Source organism: Streptomyces sp. NPDC001513 (assembly GCF_042894695.1).
GTDB lineage: Bacteria > Actinomycetota > Actinomycetes > Streptomycetales > Streptomycetaceae > Streptomyces.
Genome location: NZ_JBIAVU010000008.1, coordinates 284,866 through 309,901 on the forward strand (window position 1 = coordinate 284,866; position 25,036 = coordinate 309,901).

At 71.4% G+C, this 25,036-nt stretch carries 23 protein-coding genes and 1 riboswitch; of the genes, 10 read left to right on the forward strand and 13 right to left on the reverse strand.

Annotation, left to right across the window (positions count from 1 at the left end; translation table 11 throughout):
• Positions 1-95 precede the first annotated feature (95 nt).
• Complete coding sequence (locus tag ACFYZ4_RS19850) at positions 96-764, reverse strand: AAA family ATPase (RefSeq protein ID WP_390784459.1); 669 nt, start codon at positions 762-764, stop codon at positions 96-98.
• Positions 765-970: 206 nt separating this feature from the next.
• A riboswitch (glycine riboswitch) is annotated at positions 971-1,074 on the forward strand.
• 140 nt (positions 1,075-1,214) lie between these two features.
• On the opposite strand from ACFYZ4_RS19850, the gene gcvT reads away from it, so the two are divergent.
• The 4 genes from gcvT to ACFYZ4_RS19870 all read left to right on the forward strand — a co-directional run bounded on the left by gcvT (position 1,215) and on the right by ACFYZ4_RS19870 (position 5,766).
• Positions 1,215-2,330: a glycine cleavage system aminomethyltransferase GcvT gene (gcvT, locus tag ACFYZ4_RS19855; protein ID WP_351294990.1), complete on the forward strand. Its 1,116-nt coding sequence runs from the start codon at positions 1,215-1,217 to the stop codon at positions 2,328-2,330.
• 112 nt (positions 2,331-2,442) lie between these two features.
• Positions 2,443-2,823 (forward strand): glycine cleavage system protein GcvH, encoded by a 381-nt coding sequence (gcvH, locus tag ACFYZ4_RS19860; protein ID WP_351294987.1) that lies wholly within the window; start codon positions 2,443-2,445, stop codon positions 2,821-2,823.
• 15 nt (positions 2,824-2,838) lie between these two features.
• On the forward strand, positions 2,839-4,095 hold the full coding sequence (gene glyA, locus ACFYZ4_RS19865) for a serine hydroxymethyltransferase (protein WP_390784460.1): 1,257 nt from the start codon (positions 2,839-2,841) through the stop codon (positions 4,093-4,095).
• A 288-nt stretch (positions 4,096-4,383) separates the two neighbouring features.
• Complete coding sequence (locus tag ACFYZ4_RS19870) at positions 4,384-5,766, forward strand: L-serine ammonia-lyase (protein ID WP_351294981.1); 1,383 nt, start codon at positions 4,384-4,386, stop codon at positions 5,764-5,766.
• A gap of 74 nt (positions 5,767-5,840) precedes the next feature.
• Here the strand turns inward: ACFYZ4_RS19870 and ACFYZ4_RS19875 are convergent, their stop codons facing one another.
• Positions 5,841-6,461 carry a hypothetical protein gene (locus ACFYZ4_RS19875; protein ID WP_351294978.1) on the reverse strand — a complete coding sequence of 207 codons (621 nt, stop codon included), beginning with the start codon at positions 6,459-6,461 and terminating at the stop codon, positions 5,841-5,843.
• 188 nt (positions 6,462-6,649) lie between these two features.
• Here ACFYZ4_RS19875 and ACFYZ4_RS19880 point away from each other — a divergent pair, with 188 nt between their 5' ends.
• The gene (locus tag ACFYZ4_RS19880; protein ID WP_351294975.1) at positions 6,650-7,183 is read left to right on the forward strand and encodes a hypothetical protein; all 534 of its coding nucleotides are present in this window, start codon (positions 6,650-6,652) and stop codon (positions 7,181-7,183) included.
• Positions 7,184-7,254: 71 nt separating this feature from the next.
• On the opposite strand, the gene ACFYZ4_RS19885 is transcribed toward ACFYZ4_RS19880, so the two are convergent.
• The gene (locus ACFYZ4_RS19885; protein ID WP_390784461.1) at positions 7,255-7,899 is read right to left on the reverse strand and encodes a dihydrofolate reductase family protein; all 645 of its coding nucleotides are present in this window, start codon (positions 7,897-7,899) and stop codon (positions 7,255-7,257) included.
• A gap of 151 nt (positions 7,900-8,050) precedes the next feature.
• Between ACFYZ4_RS19885 and ACFYZ4_RS19890 the strand changes: the two genes are divergently transcribed.
• A complete protein-coding gene (locus tag ACFYZ4_RS19890) occupies positions 8,051-8,602 on the forward strand; it encodes a PadR family transcriptional regulator (protein WP_351294970.1) in 552 nt (183 codons plus the stop codon).
• Between the two features lie 69 nt (positions 8,603-8,671).
• On the opposite strand, the gene ACFYZ4_RS19895 is transcribed toward ACFYZ4_RS19890, so the two are convergent.
• Entirely contained in the window at positions 8,672-8,884 is a 213-nt protein-coding gene (locus ACFYZ4_RS19895; protein WP_351294968.1) for an EF-hand domain-containing protein, read from the reverse strand.
• Positions 8,885-9,138: 254 nt separating this feature from the next.
• Here ACFYZ4_RS19895 and ACFYZ4_RS19900 point away from each other — a divergent pair, with 254 nt between their 5' ends.
• On the forward strand, positions 9,139-9,927 hold the full coding sequence (locus ACFYZ4_RS19900) for a tRNA-dependent cyclodipeptide synthase (RefSeq protein WP_390784462.1): 789 nt from the start codon (positions 9,139-9,141) through the stop codon (positions 9,925-9,927).
• The gene (locus ACFYZ4_RS19905; protein WP_390784463.1) at positions 9,908-11,149 is read left to right on the forward strand and encodes a cytochrome P450; all 1,242 of its coding nucleotides are present in this window, start codon (positions 9,908-9,910) and stop codon (positions 11,147-11,149) included. The genes ACFYZ4_RS19900 and ACFYZ4_RS19905 overlap by 20 nt, the downstream gene beginning before the upstream one ends.
• 92 nt (positions 11,150-11,241) lie before the next feature.
• On the opposite strand, the gene ACFYZ4_RS19910 is transcribed toward ACFYZ4_RS19905, so the two are convergent.
• From ACFYZ4_RS19910 to ACFYZ4_RS19945, 8 genes are all read right to left on the reverse strand, one after another.
• Positions 11,242-12,429 (reverse strand): YncE family protein, encoded by a 1,188-nt coding sequence (locus ACFYZ4_RS19910; RefSeq protein ID WP_351294959.1) that lies wholly within the window; start codon positions 12,427-12,429, stop codon positions 11,242-11,244.
• A complete protein-coding gene (locus ACFYZ4_RS19915) occupies positions 12,426-13,235 on the reverse strand; it encodes a polysaccharide deacetylase family protein (protein WP_390784464.1) in 810 nt (269 codons plus the stop codon). The genes ACFYZ4_RS19910 and ACFYZ4_RS19915 overlap by 4 nt, the downstream gene beginning before the upstream one ends.
• Before the next feature lie 404 nt (positions 13,236-13,639).
• Positions 13,640-14,152 carry an ATP-binding protein gene (locus tag ACFYZ4_RS19920; RefSeq protein ID WP_202199635.1) on the reverse strand — a complete coding sequence of 171 codons (513 nt, stop codon included), beginning with the start codon at positions 14,150-14,152 and terminating at the stop codon, positions 13,640-13,642.
• A 241-nt stretch (positions 14,153-14,393) separates the two neighbouring features.
• Positions 14,394-15,161 carry an enoyl-CoA hydratase-related protein gene (locus tag ACFYZ4_RS19925; protein ID WP_351294952.1) on the reverse strand — a complete coding sequence of 256 codons (768 nt, stop codon included), beginning with the start codon at positions 15,159-15,161 and terminating at the stop codon, positions 14,394-14,396.
• Positions 15,162-15,248: 87 nt separating this feature from the next.
• A complete protein-coding gene (locus tag ACFYZ4_RS19930; protein WP_390784465.1) occupies positions 15,249-16,490 on the reverse strand; it encodes an Ig-like domain-containing protein in 1,242 nt (413 codons plus the stop codon).
• Positions 16,491-16,685: 195 nt separating this feature from the next.
• Positions 16,686-17,393: a L,D-transpeptidase family protein gene (locus ACFYZ4_RS19935; protein WP_390784466.1), complete on the reverse strand. Its 708-nt coding sequence runs from the start codon at positions 17,391-17,393 to the stop codon at positions 16,686-16,688.
• 140 nt (positions 17,394-17,533) lie between these two features.
• Positions 17,534-19,768 (reverse strand): choice-of-anchor A family protein, encoded by a 2,235-nt coding sequence (locus tag ACFYZ4_RS19940; protein WP_390784467.1) that lies wholly within the window; start codon positions 19,766-19,768, stop codon positions 17,534-17,536.
• A 170-nt stretch (positions 19,769-19,938) separates the two neighbouring features.
• On the reverse strand, positions 19,939-21,126 hold the full coding sequence (locus ACFYZ4_RS19945; RefSeq protein WP_390784468.1) for an Ig-like domain-containing protein: 1,188 nt from the start codon (positions 21,124-21,126) through the stop codon (positions 19,939-19,941).
• Between the two features lie 212 nt (positions 21,127-21,338).
• Here ACFYZ4_RS19945 and glgX point away from each other — a divergent pair, with 212 nt between their 5' ends.
• The gene (gene glgX / locus ACFYZ4_RS19950; protein WP_390784469.1) at positions 21,339-23,723 is read left to right on the forward strand and encodes a glycogen debranching protein GlgX; all 2,385 of its coding nucleotides are present in this window, start codon (positions 21,339-21,341) and stop codon (positions 23,721-23,723) included.
• 118 nt (positions 23,724-23,841) lie between these two features.
• Positions 23,842-24,564, forward strand: coding sequence for a CDP-alcohol phosphatidyltransferase family protein (locus tag ACFYZ4_RS19955; RefSeq protein ID WP_390784470.1), 723 nt, complete (start codon positions 23,842-23,844; stop codon positions 24,562-24,564).
• Here the strand turns inward: ACFYZ4_RS19955 and ACFYZ4_RS19960 are convergent.
• Positions 24,545-25,033, reverse strand: coding sequence for an adenylyltransferase/cytidyltransferase family protein (locus ACFYZ4_RS19960; protein ID WP_351294940.1), 489 nt, complete (start codon positions 25,031-25,033; stop codon positions 24,545-24,547). The two genes, ACFYZ4_RS19955 and ACFYZ4_RS19960, sit on opposite strands and share 20 nt — an antisense overlap.
• Between the last annotated feature and the right edge of the window lie 3 nt (positions 25,034-25,036).

Below are 25,036 nucleotides of genomic sequence, written 5' to 3' on the forward strand. Positions count from 1 at the left end.
GTCGCCCCGCAGGGTACCGGCCCGTCCGCGCCGCCGCTGCGGGGGCCCGGCCGCTGCGCCTCAAGCGCCGGAGGGGCTGGATGTGCCCCGGAAGGTCAGGCGTGGAACGCGATGCGGGTCACCGTCGCCGCGGAGGCACGGTCCAGCAGGGTGACCGAGGCGCAGCCGTGCGGGGGGCGGCCCGCTTCGGCTTCGCGCAGGAGGCGGCCCACCGCGCCCCGGTGGCGGGCGAAGGCGTAGGCCGAGACCCGCCGCCCCCGAGCGGCCTGGCCGGAGAGGGCCTCCGCGGGGCTGCTGTCGAGGAGGAGCAGGTGCAGCGCCCGCCCCCGGCGCCGCGCGGCCGCCGCGAGCAGCCCCCGCACCCAGCTCTGGGTGCCGCAGTCGTGGACGACCACGGAGGCTCCGGAGCGCAGGAGCCGCCACAGCCCCCAGTAGTGCGCGGCGCGCACGAGCGGCCGGTACACCGCGTACGGCAGGGCCGGCGGCATCCGCCGTTCCCAGCGCTCACGGGTGTCCTGGGAGTCGACGGCGCCGCCCTCGGCCGCCGCCCGCTTGATCAGGGTGCTCTTGCCGCCGCCGGGCAGGCCGGACACCACGACGATGTCGCCGTCCGCGAAGGCGAGCCGCTGCGGGCCGCGCACCTCGGGTCCGCGCAGGTCGCGTACGGAGCCGATGCCGGTGTCCGCGGCATGCTCGCGCTCGTGGTCCCGTCCGCGCGCCCCGCGCTGCGCCGGCACCGCGTCCACGGTTCCCGTCGTCGTCACCACTCCGAATCTCCGCACAGTGTTCGCCTCCCCCGAATCGGGTCACCAGGACCCTTGCCCACTGAGTGTAAAGAGACGGTAATCCGGCATCCCCGGTTCCGGTCCGTCCTCTCGGGGTACCGTACGAACTTTCGGACCCCTCCGCCCGATCACGGGCATGGCGTGCAATGATGTGCGCCATCTGGACCAACTGCATACCGGCCGCTTGAATCCGCGCGGGAGAGTCCCGGCACGCCGCAAGGCCGTGCGCGGGCGCCGAAGGAGCAAGATCCTCCCTTGAATCTCTCAGGCCCCGTACCGCGTGGATGAGGCAGATCTGAAAAGCGAGCTGTTCGACAGCTCCACCCAAGGTGCAAGCCGAGGAACTCTCGGCGAACCTCTCAGGTTCCGATGACAGATGGGGAGGACCCTCCTCGTCATGTCATGCCCTGGGACTTGGGAGCCACACCCATGAGCACTGCCCCCCGTCTGACCGCCCTCGATGCGCTGCACCGCTCGCTCGGTGCGACCATGACCGACTTCGCGGGCTGGGACATGCCGCTGCGGTACGCCAGCGAGCGCGACGAACACAACGCCGTACGCACCAAGGCCGGTCTCTTCGACCTGTCGCACATGGGCGAGATCACGCTGACCGGCCCGGAGGCCGTCAAGGCCCTCGACTACGCGCTGGTCGGCAACATCTCCACCGTCGGCGTCGGCCGCGCCCGCTACACACACATCTGTCAGGAGGACGGCGGGATCGTCGACGACCTGATCGTCTACCGCCTCGGCGAGACCGAGTTCATGGTCGTCGCCAACGCCTCCAACGCCCAGGTCGTCCTCGACGCCCTGACCGAGCGTGCCGCCGGCTTCGACACCGAGGTCCGTGACGACCGCGACGCGTACGCGCTGCTGGCGGTGCAGGGCCCGGAGTCCCCCGGCATCCTGAAGTCCCTCACGGACGCCGACCTGGACGGCCTCAAGTACTACGCCGGTCTGCCGGGCACCGTCGCGGGCGTGCCCGCGCTGATCGCGCGTACGGGCTACACCGGCGAGGACGGCTTCGAGCTGTTCGTCGCCCCCGAGCACGCCGTGGAGCTGTGGCAGGCGCTGACCAAGGCGGGCGAGGGCGTCGGCCTGGTGCCGGCCGGTCTGTCCTGCCGCGACACCCTGCGCCTGGAAGCGGGCATGCCGCTGTACGGGCACGAGCTGACCACCTCCCTCACCCCGTTCGACGCGGGGCTGGGCCGGGTCGTGAAGTTCGAGAAGGAGGGGGACTTCGTCGGCCGCGCCGCGCTGGAGGCCGCCGCCGAGCGCGCCGCCACGAACCCGCCGCGCAAGCTGGTCGGTCTGATCGCCGAGGGCCGCCGCGTCCCGCGCGCCGGTTTCCCGGTCGTCGCCGACGGTCAGGTCGTCGGCGAGGTCACCTCGGGCGCCCCGTCCCCGACGCTGGGCAAGCCGCTCGCGATGGCGTACGTGGACGCGGCGCACGCCGCGCCCGGCACCTCCGGCGTCGGCGTCGACATTCGCGGTACGCATGAGCCGTACGAGGTCGTGGCGCTGCCGTTCTACAAGCGGCAGAAGTAGTTCCGCACACGGTCCAGCCGTGCACGAGCCGTACGGGAACCCCGTCCGGCAGCGTCTCAGTACCCGAGACCACCGTTCGTATCCACTCCCCCGCATCCAGGAGAATCAGGTCATGAGCAACCCCGAGAAGCTGCGTTACACCAAGGAGCACGAGTGGCTGTCGGACGCCGTGGACGGCGTCGCGACGGTCGGCATCACCGAGTTCGCGGCCAACGCGCTCGGTGACGTCGTCTACGCCCAGCTCCCCGCGGTCGGCGAGACCGTGACCGAGGGCGAGACCTGCGGCGAGCTGGAGTCGACGAAGTCGGTCAGCGACCTGTACTCCCCCGTCTCCGGCGAGATCGTCGAGTTCAACCAGGACGTCGTGGACGACCCGGCGCTCGTGAACACCGCCCCGTTCGAGGGTGGCTGGCTCTTCAAGGTGCGCCTCTCGGAGGAGCCGAAGGACACCCTGTCCTTCGAGGAGTACGCCCAGCTCACCGCCGGTAACTGACCCCAGGGGACCCTGATGTCTGTACTGAACACCCCTCTCCACGAGCTCGACCCGGACGTCGCCGCCGCCGTCGACGCCGAGCTCGTGCGCCAGCAGTCCACCCTGGAAATGATCGCGTCGGAGAACTTCGCTCCGGTCGCCGTCATGGAGGCCCAGGGTTCGGTCCTGACCAACAAGTACGCCGAGGGCTACCCGGGCCGCCGTTACTACGGCGGCTGCGAGCACGTCGACGTGGTCGAGCAGATCGCGATCGACCGCATCAAGGCGCTGTTCGGCGCCGAGGCCGCGAACGTCCAGCCGCACTCGGGTGCGCAGGCGAACGCCGCCGCGATGTTCGCGCTGCTGAAGCCGGGCGACACGATCATGGGCCTGAACCTGGCCCACGGCGGTCACCTGACCCACGGCATGAAGATCAACTTCTCCGGCAAGCTCTACAACGTGGTCCCGTACCACGTCGACGAGACCGGCGAGGTGGACATGGCCGAGGTCGAGCGCCTCGCCAAGGAGTCCAAGCCGCAGCTGATCGTCGCCGGCTGGTCCGCGTACCCGCGCCAGCTGGACTTCGCCGCCTTCCGCCGCATCGCGGACGAGGTCGGCGCGTACCTGATGGTCGACATGGCGCACTTCGCCGGCCTGGTCGCCGCGGGCCTGCACCCGAACCCGGTGCCGCACGCCCACGTGGTCACCACCACCACGCACAAGACCCTCGGCGGTCCGCGCGGCGGTGTCATCCTGTCGACGCAGGAGCTGGCCAAGAAGATCAACTCCGCGGTCTTCCCCGGTCAGCAGGGCGGCCCGCTGGAGCACGTGATCGCGGCCAAGGCGGTCTCCTTCCTCGTGGCGGCCTCGCCCGAGTTCAAGGAGCGCCAGGAGCGCACCCTGGAGGGCGCGAAGATCCTCGCCGCCCGCCTGGTCCAGGACGACGTCAAGGCCGTGGGCGTGGACGTCCTCACCGGCGGCACCGACGTGCACCTGGTCCTGGTCGACCTGCGCAACTCCGAGCTCGACGGTCAGCAGGCCGAGGACCGCCTCCACGAGGTCGGCATCACGGTCAACCGCAACGCCATCCCGAACGACCCGCGGCCGCCGATGGTCACCTCGGGTCTGCGGATCGGTACGCCGGCGCTGGCCACCCGCGGTTTCGACGCCGCGGCCTTCACCGAGGTCGCCGAGATCATCGCGCAGGCGCTGAAGCCGACGTACGACGCCGAGGACCTGAAGGCGCGCGTCTCGGCGCTCGCCGCGAAGTTCCCGCTGTACCCGACGCTCTAGGCGACGGCTTGGGAAGGCCCGGCCTCGTCTCGCACAGGGCCGGGCCTTCCCCATGGCCCGGGGCGCGGTCCTCGACGTCGGGGCCGCGAAAGCCGCCGTACAGGTCGGCGTAACCGGCCCCCGGACGAACTGACGTACGCTGATGAACCGGGCAAGGGCGCCCACGAGGTGATCTTTGCCCGCAATCCCTGCAAAGTCCGCCCCTCCGTCGGCCGCCTCGCTACGCTGCGAGCGCGACTGGACGGTCCGTTCCCCGCCACCGCGGGGATGACCCGGGAGACCGCCAACGTGGCCATTTCCGTTTTCGATCTCTTCTCGATCGGCATCGGTCCGTCCAGCTCGCACACCGTCGGTCCGATGCGGGCCGCCCGCATGTTCGTGACGCGCCTGAAGAAGGACGGCGTGCTCGCCCAGACCGCCGCCGTCCGGGCCGAGCTCTTCGGCTCCCTCGGCGCGACCGGCCACGGACACGGCACCCCCAAGGCGGTGCTGCTGGGCCTGGAGGGGCACTCCCCCCGCTCGGTGAACGTCGAGACCGCCGACGACGAGGTCGAGCGCATCCGCAAGAGCGGCCGGCTGCGGCTGCTGGGCACGGAGATAGGCGATGTCCACGAGATCGACTTCGACGAGCCGAACCAGCTGATCCTCCACCGCCGGCGCTCCCTGCCGTACCACGCGAACGGCATGACCCTCTTCGCGTACGACGCCGCCGGCACCCCGCTGCTGGAGAAGACCTACTACTCGGTAGGCGGCGGCTTCGTCGTGGACGAGGACGCGGTCGGCGAGGACCGGATCAAGCTCGACGACACGGTGCTGAAGTACCCCTTCCGCTCCGGTGACGAGATGCTGCGCATGGCCCGGGAGAGCGGCCTGTCGATCTCCGCGATGATGCTGGAGAACGAGAAGGCCTGGCGCACGGAGGAGGAGATCCGCGAGGGCCTGCTCGAGATCTGGCGGGTCATGCAGGCCTGCGTCTCGCGCGGCATGTCGCGCGAGGGCATCCTGCCGGGCGGCCTGAAGGTCCGGCGCCGGGCCGCGAACACCGCCCGCAAGCTCCGCTCCGAGGGCGATCCGCTGGCGCTGTCGATGGAGTGGATCACCCTCTACGCGATGGCCGTGAACGAGGAGAACGCGGCCGGCGGCCGGGTGGTCACCGCCCCGACGAACGGCGCCGCGGGCATCATCCCGGCGGTCCTGCACTACTACGTGAACTTCGTGCCCGGCGCCGACGAGGAGGGCGTGGTCCGCTTCCTGCTGGCGGCGGGCGCGATCGGCCTGCTCTTCAAGGAGAACGCCTCGATCTCCGGCGCCGAGGTCGGCTGCCAGGGCGAGGTGGGCTCGGCCTGCTCGATGGCGGCCGGCGCCCTCGCCGAGGTCCTCGGCTGCACTCCGGAGCAGGTCGAGAACGCGGCCGAGATCGGCATGGAGCACAACCTGGGCCTGACCTGCGACCCTGTCGGCGGTCTGGTCCAGATCCCCTGCATCGAGCGCAACGGCATGGCCGCGGTCAAGGCCGTCACCGCCGCCAAGATGGCGATGCGCGGCGACGGCACCCACAAGGTCTCCCTCGACAAGGTCATCAAGACCATGAAGGAGACGGGCGCCGACATGAAGGTCAAGTACAAGGAGACCGCCCGCGGCGGTCTCGCGGTCAACGTCATCGAGTGCTGATCCACGGCAGGTGACGGAAGGGGCCCGGTGCGCGTGCGCGCCGGGCCCCTTCCCTTTCCGTCCGCCGTCGGGCGCTATCCGCGGCGCAGTGCCTTGAGCACCCCCCGGGCGAAATCGTCCACCGCCTTGTCGTACGCCTGCAGGCTCTCGGCGGTGGGCGGTGTGCGCGCCTCGGCCGTGACCGTCACGTCGACCATCATGTTGCTGTCGCGCATCCGCAGCGCATGGACCTGGCGCAGCTCGGTCGGCTTGTTGAAGGCGAACCGGTAGGCCTCCTTGCCGACGCCCTTCACGTCGGTGAAGCCGCTGTCCGGCATGTCCTTGGCCGTGCTCTCGCGGGCCCGGGCGAAGACGTCCTTGGAGAAGTCGACGCTCTCCGTGTAGGCGAGGTCCAGCTCCACCTTGACGCTCCCGTACTCCGCCGGGCCGGACTCGACGAGCGGCTGGACGCACTTGACGCCGGGGGCGCCCGTGCCGGACCGCTTGTCCCGGTCCGCGGCCTCCTCGCGGGCACCGAGCGGGTCGGCGAGCTTGCCGTACGGGAGCACGTTGCAGATCTCGTCCGTGGCCACCCAGCGGTAGCCGCCCTTCCCCTCCTGCGAGACCTCGCGCTCCGCGTCACCGCCGCAGGCGGTGGCCGCCAGGACGAGGGCCACGGCAACCGTTGCATGACGGGACAAGCGGTGAAGACGCATCCGGTTCTCTCCTGTCGGGCGGGCCGGGTTCGACCCAACCACCCTGCCACCAAAGGCAGTTGTGCAGCGGTGGATTGACCGAACCAGGACGGGGACGAGAGCCCGGACGAGACGGGAACCGCGGGATCCCTCCGTGGCGTCCTAAGCCGTGCCACCAGTCCCCGTCTCTCAGGAATCGAGGGGACGTCATGATCCACGCACGTCTCCGGCAGATCGTGGCCCTGGCATCCGGCGCTCTGCTCGCCGCCTGCCTCTCCTTCGCCGCACCTGCCTCGGCCGCTCCTTCCACCGCCGCCGCCCCTACCGCCGCCACCGCCACCCAGAGCCAGACCCCGCTCGTCGTCAATGCCCGCTGGGGCGGGCACGCCACGTACGACCGGATCGTCATCGACCTGCAGGGGTACGTCCCCGAGGTGACCGTCACTCCCGTCCCGCAGCTGGTCTACGACGGGTCCGGCAAGCCCGTGCCGCTGGCCGGGAAGCACTTCCTGGAGATCCGCTTCCACCCCGCCGCCGCGCACGACGACGCGGGCGGGAACGTCTACCAGGGACCCAAGCTCCAGAAGATCTATCTCAGCAAGCTCAAGGGCATCGCCCTGACCGGCGACTACGAGGGGTACGTGACCTTCGGCGCCGCCTTCGACACCGTGCCGTACTACCGCGCCTACACCCTGCACTCCCCGGAGCGGTTCGTCCTGGACATCTCGCACGTCACCCAGTGACGGGCGGACGAGCCGACAGACCGGCGGGTCCGGGGCGCCGCACGCGCCCCGGGCCCGCCGCCGGGCGGTGGTCAGCGCCGCCAGAAGAGGTGGTGCGTCACGCCGCTCGGGCTGGGCACGACGTCGAGGTGGAACCGGTCGAGGAGCTCGTCGGGTGACTCCCAGAGCCGTACCCCGGCTCCGATCTCCACCGGTGAGACCGCCACGTGCAGGGTGTCGACGAGGTCGGCGTCGAGGAACTCCCTGATGGTGGTGGCCCCGCCGCCGAGCCGGACGTCCCTGCCCCGCGCCGCTTCCCGCGCCGTGCCGAGGACCGTGGCCGGGTCGGCGGTGACGAAGTGGAAGGTGGTGTCGGAGAGCGTGAACGACGGACGCTCGTCGTGGGTCATGACGAACACCGGGGTGTGGAACGGGGGCTCGTCGCCCCACCAGCCGCGCCATTCGTGGTCGGTCCAGGGCCCGCGCTGGGGCCCGAACTTGTTGCGGCCCATGATCTCGGCGCCGATGTTGTGCGCGAAGTCCCGGGTGAAGTAGTCGTCGAGGCCCCGGCTGCCTCCGGGGTCGGTGCGGTTGGGCCAGCTCGCGGTGGCTCCGGCCCAGGCGAACAGCGCACCGGGATCGGCGTCGCCGAAGGGCCGCTCCAGGCACTGGTGCTCACCGGCGCCGAACCCGTCGCGCGAGACGCCGAAGTTCTGGACTCTCAGCAGTTGCTCCACGGCTTCCTCCAGCCTGGTCGACGAGGACGAGCCCCAGCCTGTGGACGTCCGGGCCCGGCCACCAGCCGGGGACGGCCGAACGGGGGCGGCCGGACGGGGGCGGCCGGACGGGGCGGCCGGACGGGGGTCGCCGCAAACCTAGGATGGCGCCATGTCCCTCCCGCATGCCATCCTCACCGCCCTGCTCGAGAAGCCCTCGTCCGGGCTGGAGCTGACCCGGCGGTTCGACAAGTCGATCGGGTACTTCTGGTCGGCGACGCACCAGCAGATCTACCGCGAGCTCGGGCGGCTGGAGGAGGCCGGGCTGATCCGGGCACTGCCCAGCGAGGCGCCCGTGCGCGGGCAGAAGAAGGAGTACGAGGTGCTGCCCGGCGGCAGCGCGGAGCTGGCCCGGTGGGTCGGCGAGAGCCAGGACCCGAAGCCGATGCGCGACCCGCTGCTGCTGCGGATCCGCGCGGCGGGCGTGGTGGGGCCGCAGGGGCTCGGCCCTGAGCTGCGGCGCCATCTGGACCTGCACCGGCGGCAGCTGGCGCAGTACGAGGCCATCGAGGAGAAGGACTTCCCGCCGGGGCGCGACGCCGTGGAGGACCGGCTGCGCCGGCTCGTCCTGCACGGCGGGATCGCGCTGGAGACGTTCTGGCTGCAGTGGCTGGAGGAGGCCCTCGCCGAGGTCGAGGACATGCCGTCCGGGCCGGAGGCCTGACACGCGCGCGCTCCCGCCCCGGGCCGGCCGGCGGGCCGGGTGCGCGGGGCGGGAGCGGGCGCGGAGGGACTACTTGTTCAGGGAGGCCCAGAACTCGTCGAAGCTCAGCAGGCCGTCGCCGTTCACGTCCTTGGCGGCGATCACGGCGTCCGCGACCGGGCCGGTGACGAACGGGTCGCCCATGGCCGCCATGGCCGCCTTGAACTCGTCGGCCGTGACGAAGCCGTCACCGTTCACGTCGAACTTGCCGAACGTCGTCCGTGCGCTGTCGATGTCCGCCACTGGGTCCACTCCTTCTTGATGCCTGTTGACCGGCTCAGGGTAGCGGTCCCCCCGGCCGACCCCCGCCGCGGGTCCCGTTCGGACGGCAGAAAGAAATTCAATTACCCTTCCACAACACGGAAGCGATAATTCCAGCCAACAAATCCGGCCCGCACTTGTCACGCTCCGGGGCCACGGCATAACGTAACGGCATTGCCGCCACACCAGGAGCGCAGGGCTCCCAGGGACAAGCGGCAACAAGGGCGATCACACAGGTGACGATCACAGCTGACGCATCATTCGAAGTTCTGCCCTTCACCCGCACCTGCCGCCATATCTGGGAAGACGGCGACCATGTGCTCATCGGAGTGAGTCCCGGAAACAGCTACTTCAGCTCCGAGCGCATCGCCGGCCTCGCCCAGTGGGCCACGACCCGCTTCGCGCAGGTCGACTTCGTCTACGCCGACCTCCACGTGGACCGGATGTTCGCGGCCTTCGGCTACACCCGCGAACACGCGGAAAAGCGCGCCGCGAAGGAAATCAAGGCGGTCCGGCGGCGGATCCTCAAGGGCGTGGAGGAGTCCGGACCCGGACGGGCCGATATGCGCGTGCGAGCCCTGTCCGAGTTTCAGTCGAACCCCGTTTACCAACTGCTCCACCGCCGCATCCTGCATTTCCTGGAAACCGACGATGAATTCCGCAAGGGCTGCGAGGACATGGCCCTGCACTTTGTCGGATCCAAGTTGCCGGAAGGTGAATCGATCACAGCCGGACAGTTGCAGGTCTGTTTCGATTACATGGCAGCCGAGCTGCCGTTCTTCGTGGACACCCCGAGCATTCTCGACGTGCCGTCCTCGGTGGCGGCCTACCACGTCAGGATGCCGCTGACCGATGTCCTCTTCGGACGCGGCGGGGGCCTGCGCGCGACCCGCAACCAGGCGTACGCCGTCGTACGGCCCGATCCCGCCGCGGCCAAGACCACGGCCACGGCCGCGGCCACCGCACCGGCGCAGTCCACCGCACCGACCGAAGGAGGGACCGCCGATGAGCGTCGAGCAGCTTGAGGGCCGGGAGAGCCACGAGCCGCGGCCGCTCCTCGACTTCCCGCTCTCGCGGCGCGGTGACGTGCTCCCGGAGGAGTGCGCCTGGCTGCGCGAGAAGGCCCCGGTCGCCCGGGTCCGCACCCTCACCGGTGACCCGGCCTGGCTGGTGAGCAGCTACGCGCTGGCCCGGCAGGTGCTGGAGGACGAGCGCTTCAGCCTCAAGGACACGGCGAACGCCGGCGTCCCGCGCCAGTACGCGCTGACGATCCCGCCCGAGGTCGTGAACAACATGGGCAACATCAACAGCGCCGGCCTGCGCAACACCGTGATGAAGGCGCTCAACCCGCGCCAGAAGGGGCTCCGGGACCTGCTGCGCGCCAAAGCCGGCGAGCTCATCGACCAGATCGTCGCCGAGGGCGGCCCGGCCGACCTCCGGGCGGGGTTCGCCGACCCCTTCTCGGCGGCCCTGCACTGCCAGGTGCTCGGGGTGCCCTTCGAGGACTGGCGCCGGCTGATGTCGGGGCTGGACGTCGCCTTCATGACCGCGCGCGAGCCGTTCGCCGACTCAGCCCTCAACTGGTACAAGGACGTGGGCTACTTCGCCGAGCGGCTGGGCGTCCAGCTCGCGCTGGCCCCCGAGGAGCGTACGGGGCTCCTCGGCGGGTTCGCCGGGCTGAAGGAGGCGGACCCGGAGTCGGCCCACCTGAGCGACGACATGTTCGCGACGGTCGCCGTCTCGCTCTTCGGCGCGGGCGCGGTCTCCACGTCGGCGTTCCTGACCCTCGCGGTCCTCGCGCTGCTCCAGCGGCCGGAGCTGATCGGCCACCTGCGCGAGCACCCCGAGCGGATGGGCAGGGCGGTCGACGAACTGCTGCGCTGGAACCTGTCCGTCGGCGACGGCCTGCCGCGCATCGCCCTCGCGGACGTCCGGGTCGGCGACGTGCTGGTGAGGGAGGGCGAGCTCGTCCTCGTCCTGCTGGAGGGGGCCAACTTCGACCCGGCGGCCTTCGACCGCCCGGACGAGCTGGACCTGGAGCGCGAGAGCCCGAACGCCCATCTCGCCTTCGGCGCCGGGCGGCACTTCTGCCCGGCCTCCGCGCTGGGCCGGGCCCACGCCGAGATCGCGCTGGAGGTGCTGGTCGAGCGGCTGCCCGGGCTGCGCCTCGCGGTGCCCGCCGAGAACCTCGTCTGGCGCACGGGCTTCATCAAGCGGCTTCCGGAGCGTCTTCCGGTCGCCTGGTAGTCCGTGGCCCGACGGGCCGGCGGCGGTGTCCCGGGGGTCGTGCGAGCCCCCGGGGCACCGTCGTCACGTCCTTCGGCCGCCGGGATCAACGGCTACCGGAAGATCCCGGTGTGGCCGAGCGAGTAGCGGCCGGGCTGGGGGTACACCGCGAGCCCGTGCGGGCCGCCGCCGACCGGGATCCGGGCGAGCTGCTTGCCTGTCGCGGTGTCGATCGCGTACACCTCGGAGTTGTAGCGGCCCGACAGCCACAGCACCTTGCCGTCGGCCGAGACCCCGCCCATGTCGGGGCTGCCGCCGTCCGGCAGGGTCCACTTCTTGGTGAGCTTGTTCTCGGGGAAGTTGTAGACCGAGATGGTGCCCTCGCCGCGGTTGGAGACGTACATCTCCTTGGAGTCGCGGCTCACGTACAGGCCGTGGCAGCCCTTGCCGGTGGGCAGCAGCTTGGGGGTCTCGAACTTGTCCCCGCCGAGCACCCACATGCCGTGCGCCATCATGTCCGCGACGTAGAAGGTCTTCCCGTCCGGGGAGACCTTGACGTCCTGCGGCATGGCGCCCTCGAACGGCAGTTTCTGCTGGCCGATGACCTCCATCCGCTCGGTGTCGACCTTGAGCAGTTCGCCGGAGAACTCGCAGCTCACGATGAAGTAGCGGCCGTCGGCGGAGAAGTCCGCGTGGTTGACGCCGTAGCAGGTCACCGGGACCGTCTTGACGCGGTCCATCGTGTGCGGGTCCCGGAAGACCAGCTCCTTGTCCATCGAGGCCATGACGATCGCGTACTTGCCGTTCGGGGTGAAGTACAGGTTGTACGGGTCGTGCACCTCGACGGGCTTTCCGGCCTCGCCGGTGGCCGGGTTGATCGGGGTGAGCGTGTGGCCGCGGTTGTTGTTGACCCACAGGGTCTTCATGTCCCAGGAGGGCACCACGTGCTGGGGCTGGACGCCGACCGGGATGGTGTCGATGACCTGGTAGGTCACCGGGTCGATGACGGACACCGTGTTGGAGTTGGTGTTCGGCACGTAGACGCGGGACGGGAAGTCCTTGACCACCGGGGAGAGCTTGTTCGGCCGGTCCGCCGCGTAGACGTCGTTCGGATCGAGGAGCGGCGGCATGCCGGGCAGACCGGGCGGGAGGGCCGGCACGGCCTTGACGGGCTTGGCCGGGCCCTTGGTGCCGAGCGCCTCGGCGGGCCCCTTTTCGGCTGCTCCGCAGCCGGCCAGGGCGGCGAGGACCAGACCGGCCAGCAGCACGGTGACCTTCCGGGGAAGGCGGGTGGTGGTCATTGGGTCAGCAGCTCCGTGGTGGTCACCGCGCGCAGCTTGCGGCGCGCGAGTTCTTCGAGGAGGGGAGGCATCGCGTCGACCGTGTCCGCGTAGCCGAAGTGCAGGCTCACCACCGATCCGCCTTGGATCGTCCCGGTGACGGTGCGGATGACGGCCGCGGCGCCGGGCGAGGTGAAGTCGAGGGAGTCCACGTCGTACGAGAGGACGTGCGGATAGCCGGCCCGCTGGGCCAGTTTCCGGACGAGCGGGGTCGCGTACTGGGTCTGGGAGGGCCGGAACCAGGTGCCGATGGAGCCGGTGAGCCGCTTGAGCCGCTGGGCGCAGCCGGTGATCTCGGCGTAGGCCTCCGCCTCGGGCAGGTCGTTGACGGCGAGGTGGCGCTGGGTGTGGTTGCCGAGCTCGTGGCCGCCGTCGAGGATCCGGCGGGCCATGTCCGGGTGGGCGTCGAGCCAGCTGCCGATCGCCAGTACGGTGACCCGCGCGCCCCCGCGTTCGGCCTCGGTCAGGACCGCCCGGGCGATGGCGGGGTCCCCGTTGCCGTGGAAGGTGAGGGCGACCCGGGGGCGGTCGCGCGGGCCGTGGCCGATCTCCACGGGCTGCCCGGCGAACCGGCGGGGGGCGGCGGCGACCGCCTTGGCGGGGCGGTCGGGTCTGGCCGGACCGGGGGGCGGGGCGGTGGACGCGGGGGCGGGGCGGCCCGGTCCGCAGGCGGCGGTGAGGCCGGCCGCCGCGGTCGCGGCCGCTCCGAGGCCGGCCGCACGCAGGGCCCCGCGCAGGGCCGCGCGGCGGCCTGGTTGTGAGAGCACCTGCCCATTTAAGGGGTGGATGACCCGGAAGGTAATGATTGACCCAATTCGGGACGTCTCCCAGAAGGGGCCGAACGGGTGGCCGATCCTCTATGTGATCAACGATTCACTCAGAGGTTCCGATAGTTATTCATAGATTACGAGGTGAGTGGCCCACCTCACCTAGGATTTAGCTAGAAAGTCTTATGATTTGCACACTTATGTCCAAGTATGGACTTTTGGCGTTTGGACCCTCGTCTGCCATAGTCGGAACCACGGCTTCCCCATTGACCCGAGCGAAGCCCCCACGCCGAGGATCACACCCCCTTCGATCCTCGGCGCACCCATGAAGCCCCCACACCGCCCCACCACGGCGAGCCGGGGGCTTCAGGCGTTTCTTCGGGGTTCGGGCGCGCCTTCGGGGTTCAGGCGTTCTGGCGGTCGGCGACCCGCATCTCGAACCAGGTGATCTTCCCGCGCGGCAGCAGGTCGGCGCCCCAGCGGTCGGACAGCTTGTCGACGAGGAAGAGGCCCCGGCCCGTGGTGTCGAGCTCGTGGACCGGCATCAGACAGGGGAGCCCGCGCGAGGGGTCGCGCACCTCCACCCGGATCCAGCCGCGCCGCCGCAGCATGCGTAAGCCGAAGGAGCGGGCCCCGGTGTGCCGCACCGCGTTGCCGACGAGTTCCGAGACCAGCAGGACGGCGTGCTCGGCGATCTGCGGCGAGAGTCCCCAGAGGCGGATCACCACGCACTGGGTGAGCCGGCGCGCCGTACTCGCCGACTCCGGCATGGACGGCAGTGTCACTTCCGCCTCGGCCGGATTCCCGTACAACTCCAGCGCCTTGAGACCCTGTTCGTCCTCAACAGCCGCCGTGAGCCGTACCGCCGAAGCGCTGCCGCGCTGCCGCGGCTGTTCCACACCCTCCAGGCCCGCCATGCACCCATCATGGACGGCCGACCTGCCCCTCCGGGCCGTTCCAGAGGAAAACACCCCCCGGATTCAACAAATCCAAGGGGGTGTCCTGTCATATGCGGGAGGCAACAAAGGTGCCTCAATACCCGGTTTGACCTGCGGTGACACACCGCAGGTAAGTGATCACGGTCAGTGGATCACCGATTGCGCTTAAGGCTGCCTTAAGGCCTGGCTAATCCACCCACAGGGAGGACCGGCGCCTCGCTCAGACGAACTTGGCCTTGCCCGGGCCCTCTTCGACGAAGCTGCGCATGCCGCGCTCGCGGTCCTCGGTGGCGAACAGGCCCGCGAACCAGTTGCGTTCGATGGTGAGACCGGTGTCGATGTCGGCCTCCAGGCCGGCGTCCACGCACTCCTTGGCGGCGCGCAGCGCCATCGCCGGCCCCTGCGCCAGCCTGGCGGCCCAGGCGTGCGCCTGCTCGTACACCTCGGCGGCGGGCACGACCCGGTCGACCAGGCCCAGGGTGAGCGCCTCGTCGGCCTTGACCATGCGCCCGGTGAAGATGAGGTCCTTGGCCTTCGACGGGCCGACCAGCCGCGACAGCCGCTGGGTGCCGCCCGCGCCCGGGATCAGGCCGAGCAGGATCTCGGGCTGGCCGAGCTTGGCGTTGTCGGCGGCGATCCGGTAGTCGGCGCACAGCGCGAGCTCGCAACCGCCGCCCAGCGCATAGCCGGTGACGGCCGCGACGACCGGCTTGGGGATGCGGGCGACCGCGGTGAAGGCGTCCTGGAGCGCACGGGACCGGGCGACCATCGCCGCGTGGTCCATCGTCTGCATCTCCTTGATGTCCGCGCCCGCCGCGAACACCTTCTCGCCGCCGTAGATGACGACGGCGCGGACGTCGGCCCGGTCGGTCGCCTCCACCGCGAGCTCGCGCAGCCGGTCCTGGGTGGCGATGTCCAGGGCGTTCATGGGCGGCCGGTCCAGGCGGATGGTGCCGACGCCTTCGGAGACTTCGAGAGAGATGGTCATACGGGCCAGGTTAGCCGCGGTTAACGCGAGCCGGCCCGGTGCTGTGTGTCACAGCACCGGGCCGGCTTCATCGGGTACGGGACCCGCTTACTTGATCCACTCCGCCCAGTCCATGTTCCAGCCGTTGAGGCCGTTGTCCGGGGCGATCTGCTTGTCCTTGGAGTTCTTCACGACGACCACGTCGCCGATCAGGGACTCGTTGAAGAACCAGGCGGCGGGCTGGTTGCCGTCGCCGGCGCCGCGGACGTCCTTGAGCCCGACGCAGCCGTGGCTGACGTTCTCCGAGCCGAACGTGCCGGAGGAGGCCCAGTAGTTGCCGTGGACGAAGGTGCCCGAGTTCGACAGGCGCATCGCGTGCGGGACGTCGGAGATGTCGTACTCGCCGCCGAAGCCCACGGTCGCGCCGTTCATCCGCGTGACCTTGTACTTCTCGCTGATGACCATCTGCCCGTTGTAGGTGGTGGTCGACGGGGCGCCCGCGGTGATCGGGAGGTTCTTGATGACCTGGCCGTCGCGGACGACCTGCATCTGCTTCTCGCTCGCGTCGACCGTGGAGATCTGGGAGCGGCCGATCTTGAAGGTGACCGTACGGGTCTGCTTGCCGTAGACGCCCGGGCGGCCCTCGACGCCGTCGAGGGCGAGCTTCACGGTGACCGTGGTGCCCGCGGCCCAGTACTTCTCGGGGCGGAAGTCCAGGCGGTCGTTGCCGAACCAGTGGCCCTCGACCGGCACGGCCGGCTCGGCGGTCACGGTGATGGCCTTCTCGACGGCCTCGGGGTTGGTGATCCCGCGGGTGAAGTTGATCGAGACCGGCATGCCCACGCCGACCTCCGCGCCGTCCTCCGGCGTGTAGTGGCCGACGAAGGTGTTGGTCGGCGTCAGGGTGGTGAAGGTGGTGTCCTTGGCGGACTCCCGGCCGGCCTCGTCCTTGGCGACCGCGTGCACCTTGTACTCGGTGGCGGAGGCCAGGTGACGGGCCGGCTCCCAGCTCGAACCGTCGTCGGCGAGCTTGCCCTCGACCGCGTTGCCCTTGGTGTCGGCGACGGTCACCGTCGTGAGCTTGCCGCCGCTGCTGGATATCTTCAGGACGCCGCTGGTGGCGACCTCCTTGGCCCCGTCGTCGGGCTTGACGCTGACGACGGCCTTCGAGGCCTCGGTCCCGTTCTTGGCGCCGCCCCCGGCGTTGTCGCCGCCGCTGCCGCTGCTGTCACTCCCGCCACCACCGCTGCACGCGGTGGTGAACAGCAGGGCCGCCCCCAGCAGAAGGGCCGGCAGGCCGGTGCGGGCGCGGCCGCGTATCGGCTGCAGGTTCACTCTTGTTCTCCCCATGTCCCCCGCGCACGGACAGTCGCGCGCTTGTCGACAGGAAATCACACGGGCAGATCACGATGAGCCACGGTCTTGTCACCGTTCCGTCCCAACATGCTGATCAGCGGCCGGGTCGGTCGTCGGGAGGGCAGCGGGAGGGCGGTCGGGACGGTGGTCGGGAGGGACGGTCGGAGGCAGTCGGGACGGTCGGCGGGGTCAGTCCTCGGTGCCCGGCTTGGTGCCCCACACGAACACCGCGTCGCCCTCGGTGAGCAGGTCCCAGAGGCGCTCCGCGTCCGGTTCGGCGAGGTTCACGCAGCCGGCCGAACCGCTGCTCCCGTAAAGGGAGTCGGGCGTACCGTGCAGGGCCTGGCCCCCGTCGAAGAACTGCGCGTAGGGCATGGGCGCGTCGTACAGCGTGGAGACGTGGTCCTTGCTGCGCCAGTACACCTCGTGCCAGCCCGGCCGGGTCTCCTCGTAGTCGCGGCCGGTGCGGATGGGCACGGGCGGGAAGACGACGCGGCTGCCCCGCTGCACCCACAGCAGCTGACGGTCCATGTCCACACAGGTCACCCGGTGTTCGCGGACGGGGCAGTCGCCCGCGGCGTTGGGGTCCGGGCGGGCGGTCACGACGAGCATCGTGCGGTAGGTGGCCAGGCCCGCGTAGCCGTCCGCGGGGGCGACGCCGTTCGCGTGCTGGAAGGCCCGGACCGCGGAGCAGTCCGCCGGGGACTGGACCCCGTCGACCGGCCGGCCCAGATGGTCCTCCAGCTCCCGCTGGTAGGGGCCGGTGCCCGCCGCGCACGCGCTCTCCGGTTCCGCCGGGACGGCCGCCGCCGGCGACGGGTGCAGGACCGCCAGTGCGCACAGGGCGCCGACTGCCGCCGCCCGCGCTGCCGGGCCGCTCCCCTGGCGTACGGCCATCCGGGCCTCCTCGGGCCTGCGGGCTTGACGGTCGCAGCCCAGCCAACCCGTGGGGCGGGGGTACGGCTCGCGCTGATGCGCCGGCGGGGTGAGGAACTCACTCCACCGGCGCACCGGATCACGCGTTCACGGGGCCGGTGTCAGGACCGGGGCCCCTTGGCGTCCTTCGGGTGCCCGGGGTGCTTCGGGTGCTTCGGGTGCTGGCCCTTGCCGTGACCGTGGTCCTTGCCGTGGTCGCCCTTGCCGTGGCCCCCCTTGCCCTTGCCCTTGCCGTGGCCGTCGCGCTCGTTCCGGAGCGTGACCACGAGCCGCGCCTGCGGCGTGGTGCCGTCCAGCCTGAGCGGTCCGGTCACCCGGTCCGCGGGAAGGGCGTAGCCCTCCGGGACCGCCGTCTCGACCAGGTAGTACCAGCCCTCGGGGAGCGGGCCGAAATCGCAGACCCCGCCGCGGTCCGTGGCGCAGCCGGCCGCGGCCCGGCGGTCGGCGTTGATGCCGCGCGTCTGGAGGCCGGCGGTGTTGTTGGTCTCCTGCCACACCTCGAACACCGCGCCGCGCAGCGGCCGCTCGGTCTTGGCGTCCCGCTTCACGATCCGGATGGAGCCCTCGAACGCCTCGCTCCGCGCGTTCGGGACGGCGACCTCGATGCCGTCCGCCACGTCGCCCTCGGTCAGGTCGAAGCGGGTGACCGGGTCCGCGGGCAGCTCGTAGCCGGCCGGGACGGCGGTCTCCCGCCAGTAGTACGTCTCGTCGACCGGCAGCTCGACGGTGCAGGTGCCCCGGGTGTCGGTCTCGCAGGCGACGTCCAGCCGGGTGTCGCCTCCGGGTGTGACGGGCTGGAGCCCCTCCGTGCCGTTGCTCTCCCGCCACAGCTCGAACCGCGCGCCGGGCAGGGGCCCGCCGGTGGTCGCGTCGGTCTTGCGCAGCACCACCCGTGCGCCGTCCGGCGGTTGCGGGGTCCGCTGGTTGTCCGCCTCGTACCGGACGCCGGCCGAGGCGTTCTCGGCGGTCAGCGTCACTTCGTGGACCGTCTCGGCCGGAAGGTCGTACCCGGGGGGCGCCTGCGTCTCGCGCCAGTAGTACGTGCCGAGCGTGGTGGTCTCCTCGCACAGCCCGCTCGCCGGCGTGGTGCACCCGGTGACGCGGGTGTCGGCGTCCGCACCGCCGGTGGTCTGCAGGCCGGCGGTGCGGTTGGTCTCCCGCCACAGCTCGAAGTGCGCCCCGGCGAGCGCGGCGCCAGTATCGCCGTCCTGCTTGAGGACGGAGAGCGAGCCGGTGACCGGGGCCGGGCCCGCGCAGTCGGGCAGGTCGCCGTTGAAGGGGTAGGCGTGGAACTCCTGGCCGCCGCCCCCGGCCGTCGCGCTGCCGTGGGTGACGGAGCCGGTGGTGAAGAAGCGGCCGTTGATGCCGGGCAGCGTGACCGTGGTCTCGGAGCTCGGCTGCCCCATCAGGAAGCTGCCCTGGAACTGGCCCCCGCCGGTCAGCCGTACGGTGGTGGCGTCGGGGAAGTTCCACAGCAGGCGGCCGCGGTAGGCGTTCAGCGGGTCGGTGTCCTGGATGCCGCCGCTGTAGGTGTTGATCGTGCGGTCGGCGCCCAGGACGTTCACCAGGACGGTGGCCGTGTCCGGGATCCGGGCGAAGCGGATGCCCTGCTGGCCGCCCCGGTCGCCCACCAGGTCCGCGTTCACGTTGAAGACCTGGAGCGGGGAGGTTCCGTCGCCGGTGAAGACGGTCTCGTAGCGGTTGTTGACGGCCGTTCCGGTGGCCGGGCGCGGCTGCCCGTCGACCCGGGCGTAGCACTGGCTGGCGGCGCTGAGCCGGTCGCGCAGTCCCGCGTACCGGGTGACCGCGGCGGCGTCGGGGACCAGGCGGCCGGAGACCCTGCCGGTGACCGGGCCGGCGTGCCGGACCACGCCGCCGTCGGCGAGCAGGCGCTCGTCCTGGGCGACGGCGATCCCTCCGCCGGTGGTGAGGAAGTCGGCTCCGTCCGGCGGCGGCACGAGCGATCCGGCGCCGACGATCCCGACGTTGTAGCGGCTGTCGCCGCCCGCCGCCTTGTCCTGGTCGAAGTCGCCGAGGACCACGAGGCGGCCCTCGGCCTCGGAGGCGCTGCCCCGGACCCGGAAGTCGCCGCCCACGAAGATGTTGATGCCGTTGTCCCGGCCGCGCAGCACGCCGTCGCTGTGGATGGGCGGGTACGGGTCCGGGCAGCGGCCCGGGACGCAGGGCCCCAGCCCGTCGGGCAGCGGGGCCCGCGCGGCCGCGGCCGGCCGGTGGGCGCCGGGGCCCGCGCCCGGTTCCGCGGCGAGGGCCGTGGGGGCCGCGGCGGCCAGCACGGCCCCGATCGCGAGCCCTAGGGTCCAGTTCCTTGCTGACATGACGCTCCGTCCGTTCCCGGCTGCCCTGATTGCCCTGATTGCCCTGTCAGGCTGGGGGCGGGCGCCGGCGGACCGGGCGCGGACACTCTCCGCTACGGCATTCCGATCACACGAGTCACTCGTACGGCGCTGTCGTACGCCGCTGTCGTACGGGCGCTGTCGTGCGGCGCTCAGACGATGGCGGAGCCGGCGACCCAGTCCGCCCAGGACATGTTCCAGCCGCCCAGCCCGTTGTCGGCGGCGACCGTCTTGTCCTGCGAGTTGACGACCTCCACCACGTCGCCGATCAGGGTCCGGTCGAAGAACCAGCCGGCCGGGGTGTCGGAGCCGCCGCCCTTGTCGTCGCGCAGGCCCACGCAGCCGTGGCTCACGTTGGTGGTGCCGAAGGTGTCGGGGCTGGACCAGTAGTTCCCGTGCAGGAAGGTCCCCGAGGCGGTGAGCCGCATGGCGTGCGGGACGTCGGGGATGTCGTACTCGCCGCCGAAGCCGACGGTCTGGCCGTTCATGCGGGTGACGTCGAAGAGCTCCATCACCACCATCTTCCCGTTGTACGTGGTGGTCTTGGGCGCCCCGGCGCTGATCGGCACGGTCGACAGCAGCTCCCCGTCCCGGCGGACCTCCATGGTGTGCGCGGCCGCGTCCACCCGGGAGATCTGGGAGCGGCCGACGGTGAAGGTGACGGTCTTGGACTGGATGCCGTACGAGCCGGCCGCGCCCTCGACGTCGCGCAGGTCCATCTTCACGGTGACCTTGGTGCCGGCCTTCCAGTACTCCTTGGGCCGGAAGTCGAGCCGGTCCCTGCCGAACCAGTGGCCGACGGCCTGCACGGCCGGGTCGGAGGTGACGGTGATGGCCCGCTCCACTTCCGCGCGGCGTTCGATCGAGCGGTTGAACTTGAAGGAGACGATCATGCCGGTGCCGACGGTGGAGCGGTTCTCGGGCTTGAAGTAGCCGATGAACCGCTCCTCGGGAACGTAGGTGGTGAAGGTGGTGTGCCGGGCCTGGCGGCGGTTGTGCCCGTCGAGGGCGACGGCGTCCACGGTGTACTTGGCCGCGAGCGCGAGCCGGCCGGACTCCGGGTCGGGGCTCCAGCTGAGTCCGTCGTCGGCGATGGCGCCGGGGACCTCCTCCTGCTGCGCGTCCTCCACCTTGGTGACGACGACCCGCTCCAGCCGGCCCTCGGGCACGGTGACCACCAGCCGCGCGTCGGCCTGGACCCCCTTGGCGTTGTCGTCGGGGGTGATCCGGATGGCCTCGTCCGGCGAGCGGGGTTTGCCGGGCAGCTGGACCTCGACCGCCGGTTTGCCGTCCTTGGTGCATCCGGTCAGCCCGCCCAACAGGCCTGCCCATGCCGCCACGGCGGCCAAGCCCGCCCCTGCCCGCCTCGTCAGAAGTGTCACGATCCCTCCAACGACCGGGCCCCTCGGGGGAAACGTGGGCGCGCGCCACGTTCCGGGCGGAACAGTCCGGGCAGAACAGTGTGAAGGACCAGACGGGGGCGGGCCCGGGCCGGGACGCCGGGGCCCCACTCCCCACCCCCGCAGGTACCCAGGAGCCGTGGAGGCGGGCAGTGTCGAGCGCAGCCGAGCAAGAGGCGGTGGAAGCCGTCGGCAACGCCGTCGATGCGGTGCGGGGCGGCCAGACCGCGCCCGCACCGCGGGTCGACGGACATCCGGGCGGCGGCCAGCCGAGCGCCCATCCGAACGGCCGGCCGAACGGCCATCCGGCCGGCCAGCCGAACGGCCAGGTCAAGGGGCAGGTGTTACGGGTCCAGGCCCGCCCGGGACCGGCGGTGTGGCCGGGGTCCTCGCATCCCCTGGGGGCCCGGTTCCACCAGGGACCGGACGGGACCGCGGGCACCAACTTCGCCCTGTGGGCGCAGGGCGCGGAGGCGGTGGAGCTGTGCCTGTTCGACGCCGAGGGCGGCGAGACCCGCTGCTCGCTCACCGAGCTCACGCACGAGATCTGGCACGGTTTCGTGCCGGGCGTGCGCCCCGGTCAGCGGTACGGGTTCCGGGTGCACGGGCGCTGGGACCCCTGGACGGGCGCCCGGTTCAATCCGGCGAAGCTGCTCCTGGACCCGTACGCGCGGGCCGTCGACGGGGACTTCACCCTGCCGCCGGAGGTGTACGGGCACGTCCGGGACTGGCCGCAGCAGTACATCGCGGACACCGTGCGCGACGACCGGGACTCGGCGCCGTTCGTCCCGAAGGGCGTGGTCGTCCACGATGACGACGACTGGGCGGACGACGTCCGGCCGAAGACCCCGTGGGCCGACTCGGTGATCTACGAGCTGCACGTGCGCGGCTTCACGATGCGCCATCCGGGTGTTCCCGAGGAGCTGCGCGGCACGTACGCGGGGCTCGCCCATCCGGCGGCGGTCGAGCACCTGACGAAGCTGGGCGTCACGGCGGTCGAGCTGCTGCCGGTGCACCAGTTCGCGCACGAGGACCACCTGCTGCGCCGGGGGCTGCGCAACTACTGGGGCTACAACTCGATCGGCTACTTCGCCCCGCACGCGGGGTACTCGTCGAGCGGGACGACGGGCCAGCAGGTCGGCGAGTTCAAGCGGATGGTGCGGGCCCTGCACGCGGCCGGGATCGAGGTGATCCTCGACGTGGTCTACAACCACACGGCGGAGGCCGGCGAGCTGGGTCCGACGCTGTCGCTGCGCGGGATCGACAACCGGGGCTACTACCGGCTCCAGTCCGACCAGCGCCGCTACGCCGACTACACGGGCTGCGGGAACACCCTGCACGCCGGGCGCCCGCACGTGCTGCGCCTCATCACGGACTCGCTGCGCTACTGGGTGACGGAGATGGGGGTGGACGGCTTCCGCTTCGACCTGGCGGCGGCGCTGGCCCGCTCGATGCACGACGTGGACATGCTGTCGCCGTTCCTGGCGGTGATCGCCCAGGATCCGGTGCTGCGGCGGGTGAAGCTCATCGCCGAGCCGTGGGACGTGGGTTCGGGCGGCTACCAGGTGGGCGCGTTCCCCCCGCTGTGGACGGAGTGGAACGACCGCTACCGGGATGCCGTACGGGACTTCTGGCGGGGCGCGCTGCCCGACGTACGGGATCTCGGGTACCGGCTCTCGGGGTCGAGCGACCTGTACGCCTGGGGCGGGCGGCGCCCGTACGCCTCGGTGAACTTCGTGACCGCGCACGACGGTTTCACCCTGCGCGACCTCGTGTCCTACGAGCGCAAGCACAACGAGGGCAACGGGGAGGCGAACCGGGACGGGACCAACGACAACCGCTCGTGGAACTGCGGGGCGGAGGGCGAGAGCGAGGACGCCCGGGTGGGCGTCCTGCGCCGCCGCCAGCTGCGCAACCTGCTGACCACCCTGCTGCTGTCGACGGGGGTGCCGATGCTGGTGGCGGGCGACGAGTTCGGGCGCACGCAGGACGGCAACAACAACGCCTACTGCCAGGACAACGAGACGGGGTGGGTGGACTGGTCGCTGCTGGAGGACCCGGCGTGGCGGGAGCTGTTCGCGCTGACGGAGCGGCTGATCTCGCTGCGGCAGGCCCATCCGGTGCTGCGGCGGCGGGCGTTCTTCTCGGGGCGGCCGCAGGGGGCGGACGGGCTGCGGGACCTGGCCTGGTTCACGCCGACGGGCGCGGAGATGACGGAGCGGGACTGGTACGCGCCGGCCGCCGCGCTGGGGATGTACCTGTCGGGGCGGGACATCCCGGGCCGTGACGAGCGGGGCCGGCAGGTGACGGACGACAGCTTCCTCGCGCTGCTGCACACCGGGGACCGGCCGCTGGCGTGGGTCCTGCCGGGGGCGCCGTGGGCGGAGGCGTACGAGCTGGTCCTGGACACCTCCCTGGAGAGCCAGTCCGACGCGCCGCGCACCCGTCACCGCGGCGGGGAGACCCTGACGGTCCCGGCCCGCTCGGTCCTGCTGCTGCGGGTCTGCGGGGCCCCGGCGCGGGGGCCGTCGGCATGAGGGGGCGGCGGCCCGCGGCCCCGCGCGCCGCCGCCTCCGGGCGTACGCGGACATCCGGAACGACTCCCCTGTTCGCCCTGCGATGATGTGTTCGACATCGTTCTGAGGGGGTCCCTGCATGGGCAGAGTCAACACCGCGCTGCAGGAACTGCGCGGGGCGCAGAAGTCGGCGAAGGGGGTGTCGCTGTATTCGCGGTTCGTCAACCGGCCCGCCGGGCGGTACCTGGCCGCCGGTTCGTACGCGCTCGGGCTCACCCCGAACCAGGTGACGCTGGTCAGCGCCGCCTTCAGCTTCGCCGCCGTGGCCGCGGTCGCCCTGTGCGCGCCCTCGTGGGGGCTGGGGATCGCGGTGTGGGCGGCGCTCGCCGTCGGTTTCGCCTTCGACTCCGCGGACGGGCAGCTGGCCCGGCTGCGGGGCGGCGGCAGCGCGGCCGGCGAGTGGCTGGACCACGTGGTGGACGCGGCCAAGCTCACGGCGCTGCACTCGTGCGTGCTGATCGCCTTTTACCGGTTCCCCGAGGAGTACGGGACGACGGCCGACGGCTGGCTGCTGGTGCCGCTGGGCTTCCAGTTCGCCGCGGTCGTCACCTTCTTCGGCGGGCTGCTGACGGAGAAGCTCAAGCCGAAGCCGGCCCCGGGCAGCCCGGCCGCCGCCCCGTCGACCCTGCGTGCGGTGGCCCTGCTGCCCGTGGACTACGGGGTGTTCTGCGTGGTGTTCCTGCTGCTCGGCGGCGGGAGCCTGTTCGCCTGGGCGTACGCCGGGCTGGGCGTGGTCGCCGGGCTGTTCCTGCTGGCGTTCCTCGCGAAGTGGTTCCGCGAGCTCAGCGCCGTTCCCCGGTGACCTGACCGGGGAGGGCGGCGGGTTCCGCGAGCGCGTCCAGCGCCCGGCGCAGCTGGGTGCTGGAGGTGTGCACGGTGTAGGGGAAGTAGACGACGTCGACGCCGTGGGCGGCGAAGTCCTTCTCCAGCCGGTCGCCCTTGGGCGTGCCGCGCCAGTCGTCGCCCTTGAAGATGACGTCGAAGCGGACCTGCTTCCAGGTCTCCACCTTGTCCGGGACGGTCTCCACGAAGGCGGCGTCCACGTACTTCACGCTGCGGACGATCTCCAGCCGCTCGACGAGCGGGATCATCGGGCGGCGCCCCTTGGCGAGTTCGGCCATCTCGTCGGAGACCACTCCGGCGACGAGGTAGTCGCACTGGCTCCGGGCGTGCCGAAGGATGTTCAGGTGCCCGATGTGGAACAGATCGTAGGCTCCCGGCGCGTAGCCGACTCGGTACGGTCTACGCGCTGGCGCGCCAAAGTCGGACATGTC

Coding starts and splice junctions, on each gene's coding strand:
- gcvT (WP_351294990.1), top strand. CDS start 1,215: ATGAGCACTGCCCCCCGTCTGACCGCCCTCGATGCGCTGCACCGCTCG.
- gcvH (WP_351294987.1), top strand. CDS start 2,443: ATGAGCAACCCCGAGAAGCTGCGTTACACCAAGGAGCACGAGTGGCTG.
- glyA (WP_390784460.1), top strand. CDS start 2,839: ATGTCTGTACTGAACACCCCTCTCCACGAGCTCGACCCGGACGTCGCC.
- ACFYZ4_RS19875 (WP_351294978.1), bottom strand. CDS start 6,461: ATGCGTCTTCACCGCTTGTCCCGTCATGCAACGGTTGCCGTGGCCCTC.
- ACFYZ4_RS19880 (WP_351294975.1), top strand. CDS start 6,650: ATGATCCACGCACGTCTCCGGCAGATCGTGGCCCTGGCATCCGGCGCT.
- ACFYZ4_RS19890 (WP_351294970.1), top strand. CDS start 8,051: ATGTCCCTCCCGCATGCCATCCTCACCGCCCTGCTCGAGAAGCCCTCG.
- ACFYZ4_RS19905 (WP_390784463.1), top strand. CDS start 9,908: ATGAGCGTCGAGCAGCTTGAGGGCCGGGAGAGCCACGAGCCGCGGCCG.
- ACFYZ4_RS19910 (WP_351294959.1), bottom strand. CDS start 12,429: ATGACCACCACCCGCCTTCCCCGGAAGGTCACCGTGCTGCTGGCCGGT.
- ACFYZ4_RS19920 (WP_202199635.1), bottom strand. CDS start 14,152: ATGGCGGGCCTGGAGGGTGTGGAACAGCCGCGGCAGCGCGGCAGCGCT.
- ACFYZ4_RS19925 (WP_351294952.1), bottom strand. CDS start 15,161: ATGACCATCTCTCTCGAAGTCTCCGAAGGCGTCGGCACCATCCGCCTG.
- ACFYZ4_RS19930 (WP_390784465.1), bottom strand. CDS start 16,490: ATGGGGAGAACAAGAGTGAACCTGCAGCCGATACGCGGCCGCGCCCGC.
- ACFYZ4_RS19935 (WP_390784466.1), bottom strand. CDS start 17,393: ATGGCCGTACGCCAGGGGAGCGGCCCGGCAGCGCGGGCGGCGGCAGTC.
- ACFYZ4_RS19940 (WP_390784467.1), bottom strand. CDS start 19,768: ATGTCAGCAAGGAACTGGACCCTAGGGCTCGCGATCGGGGCCGTGCTG.
- ACFYZ4_RS19955 (WP_390784470.1), top strand. CDS start 23,842: ATGGGCAGAGTCAACACCGCGCTGCAGGAACTGCGCGGGGCGCAGAAG.
- ACFYZ4_RS19960 (WP_351294940.1), bottom strand. CDS start 25,033: ATGTCCGACTTTGGCGCGCCAGCGCGTAGACCGTACCGAGTCGGCTAC.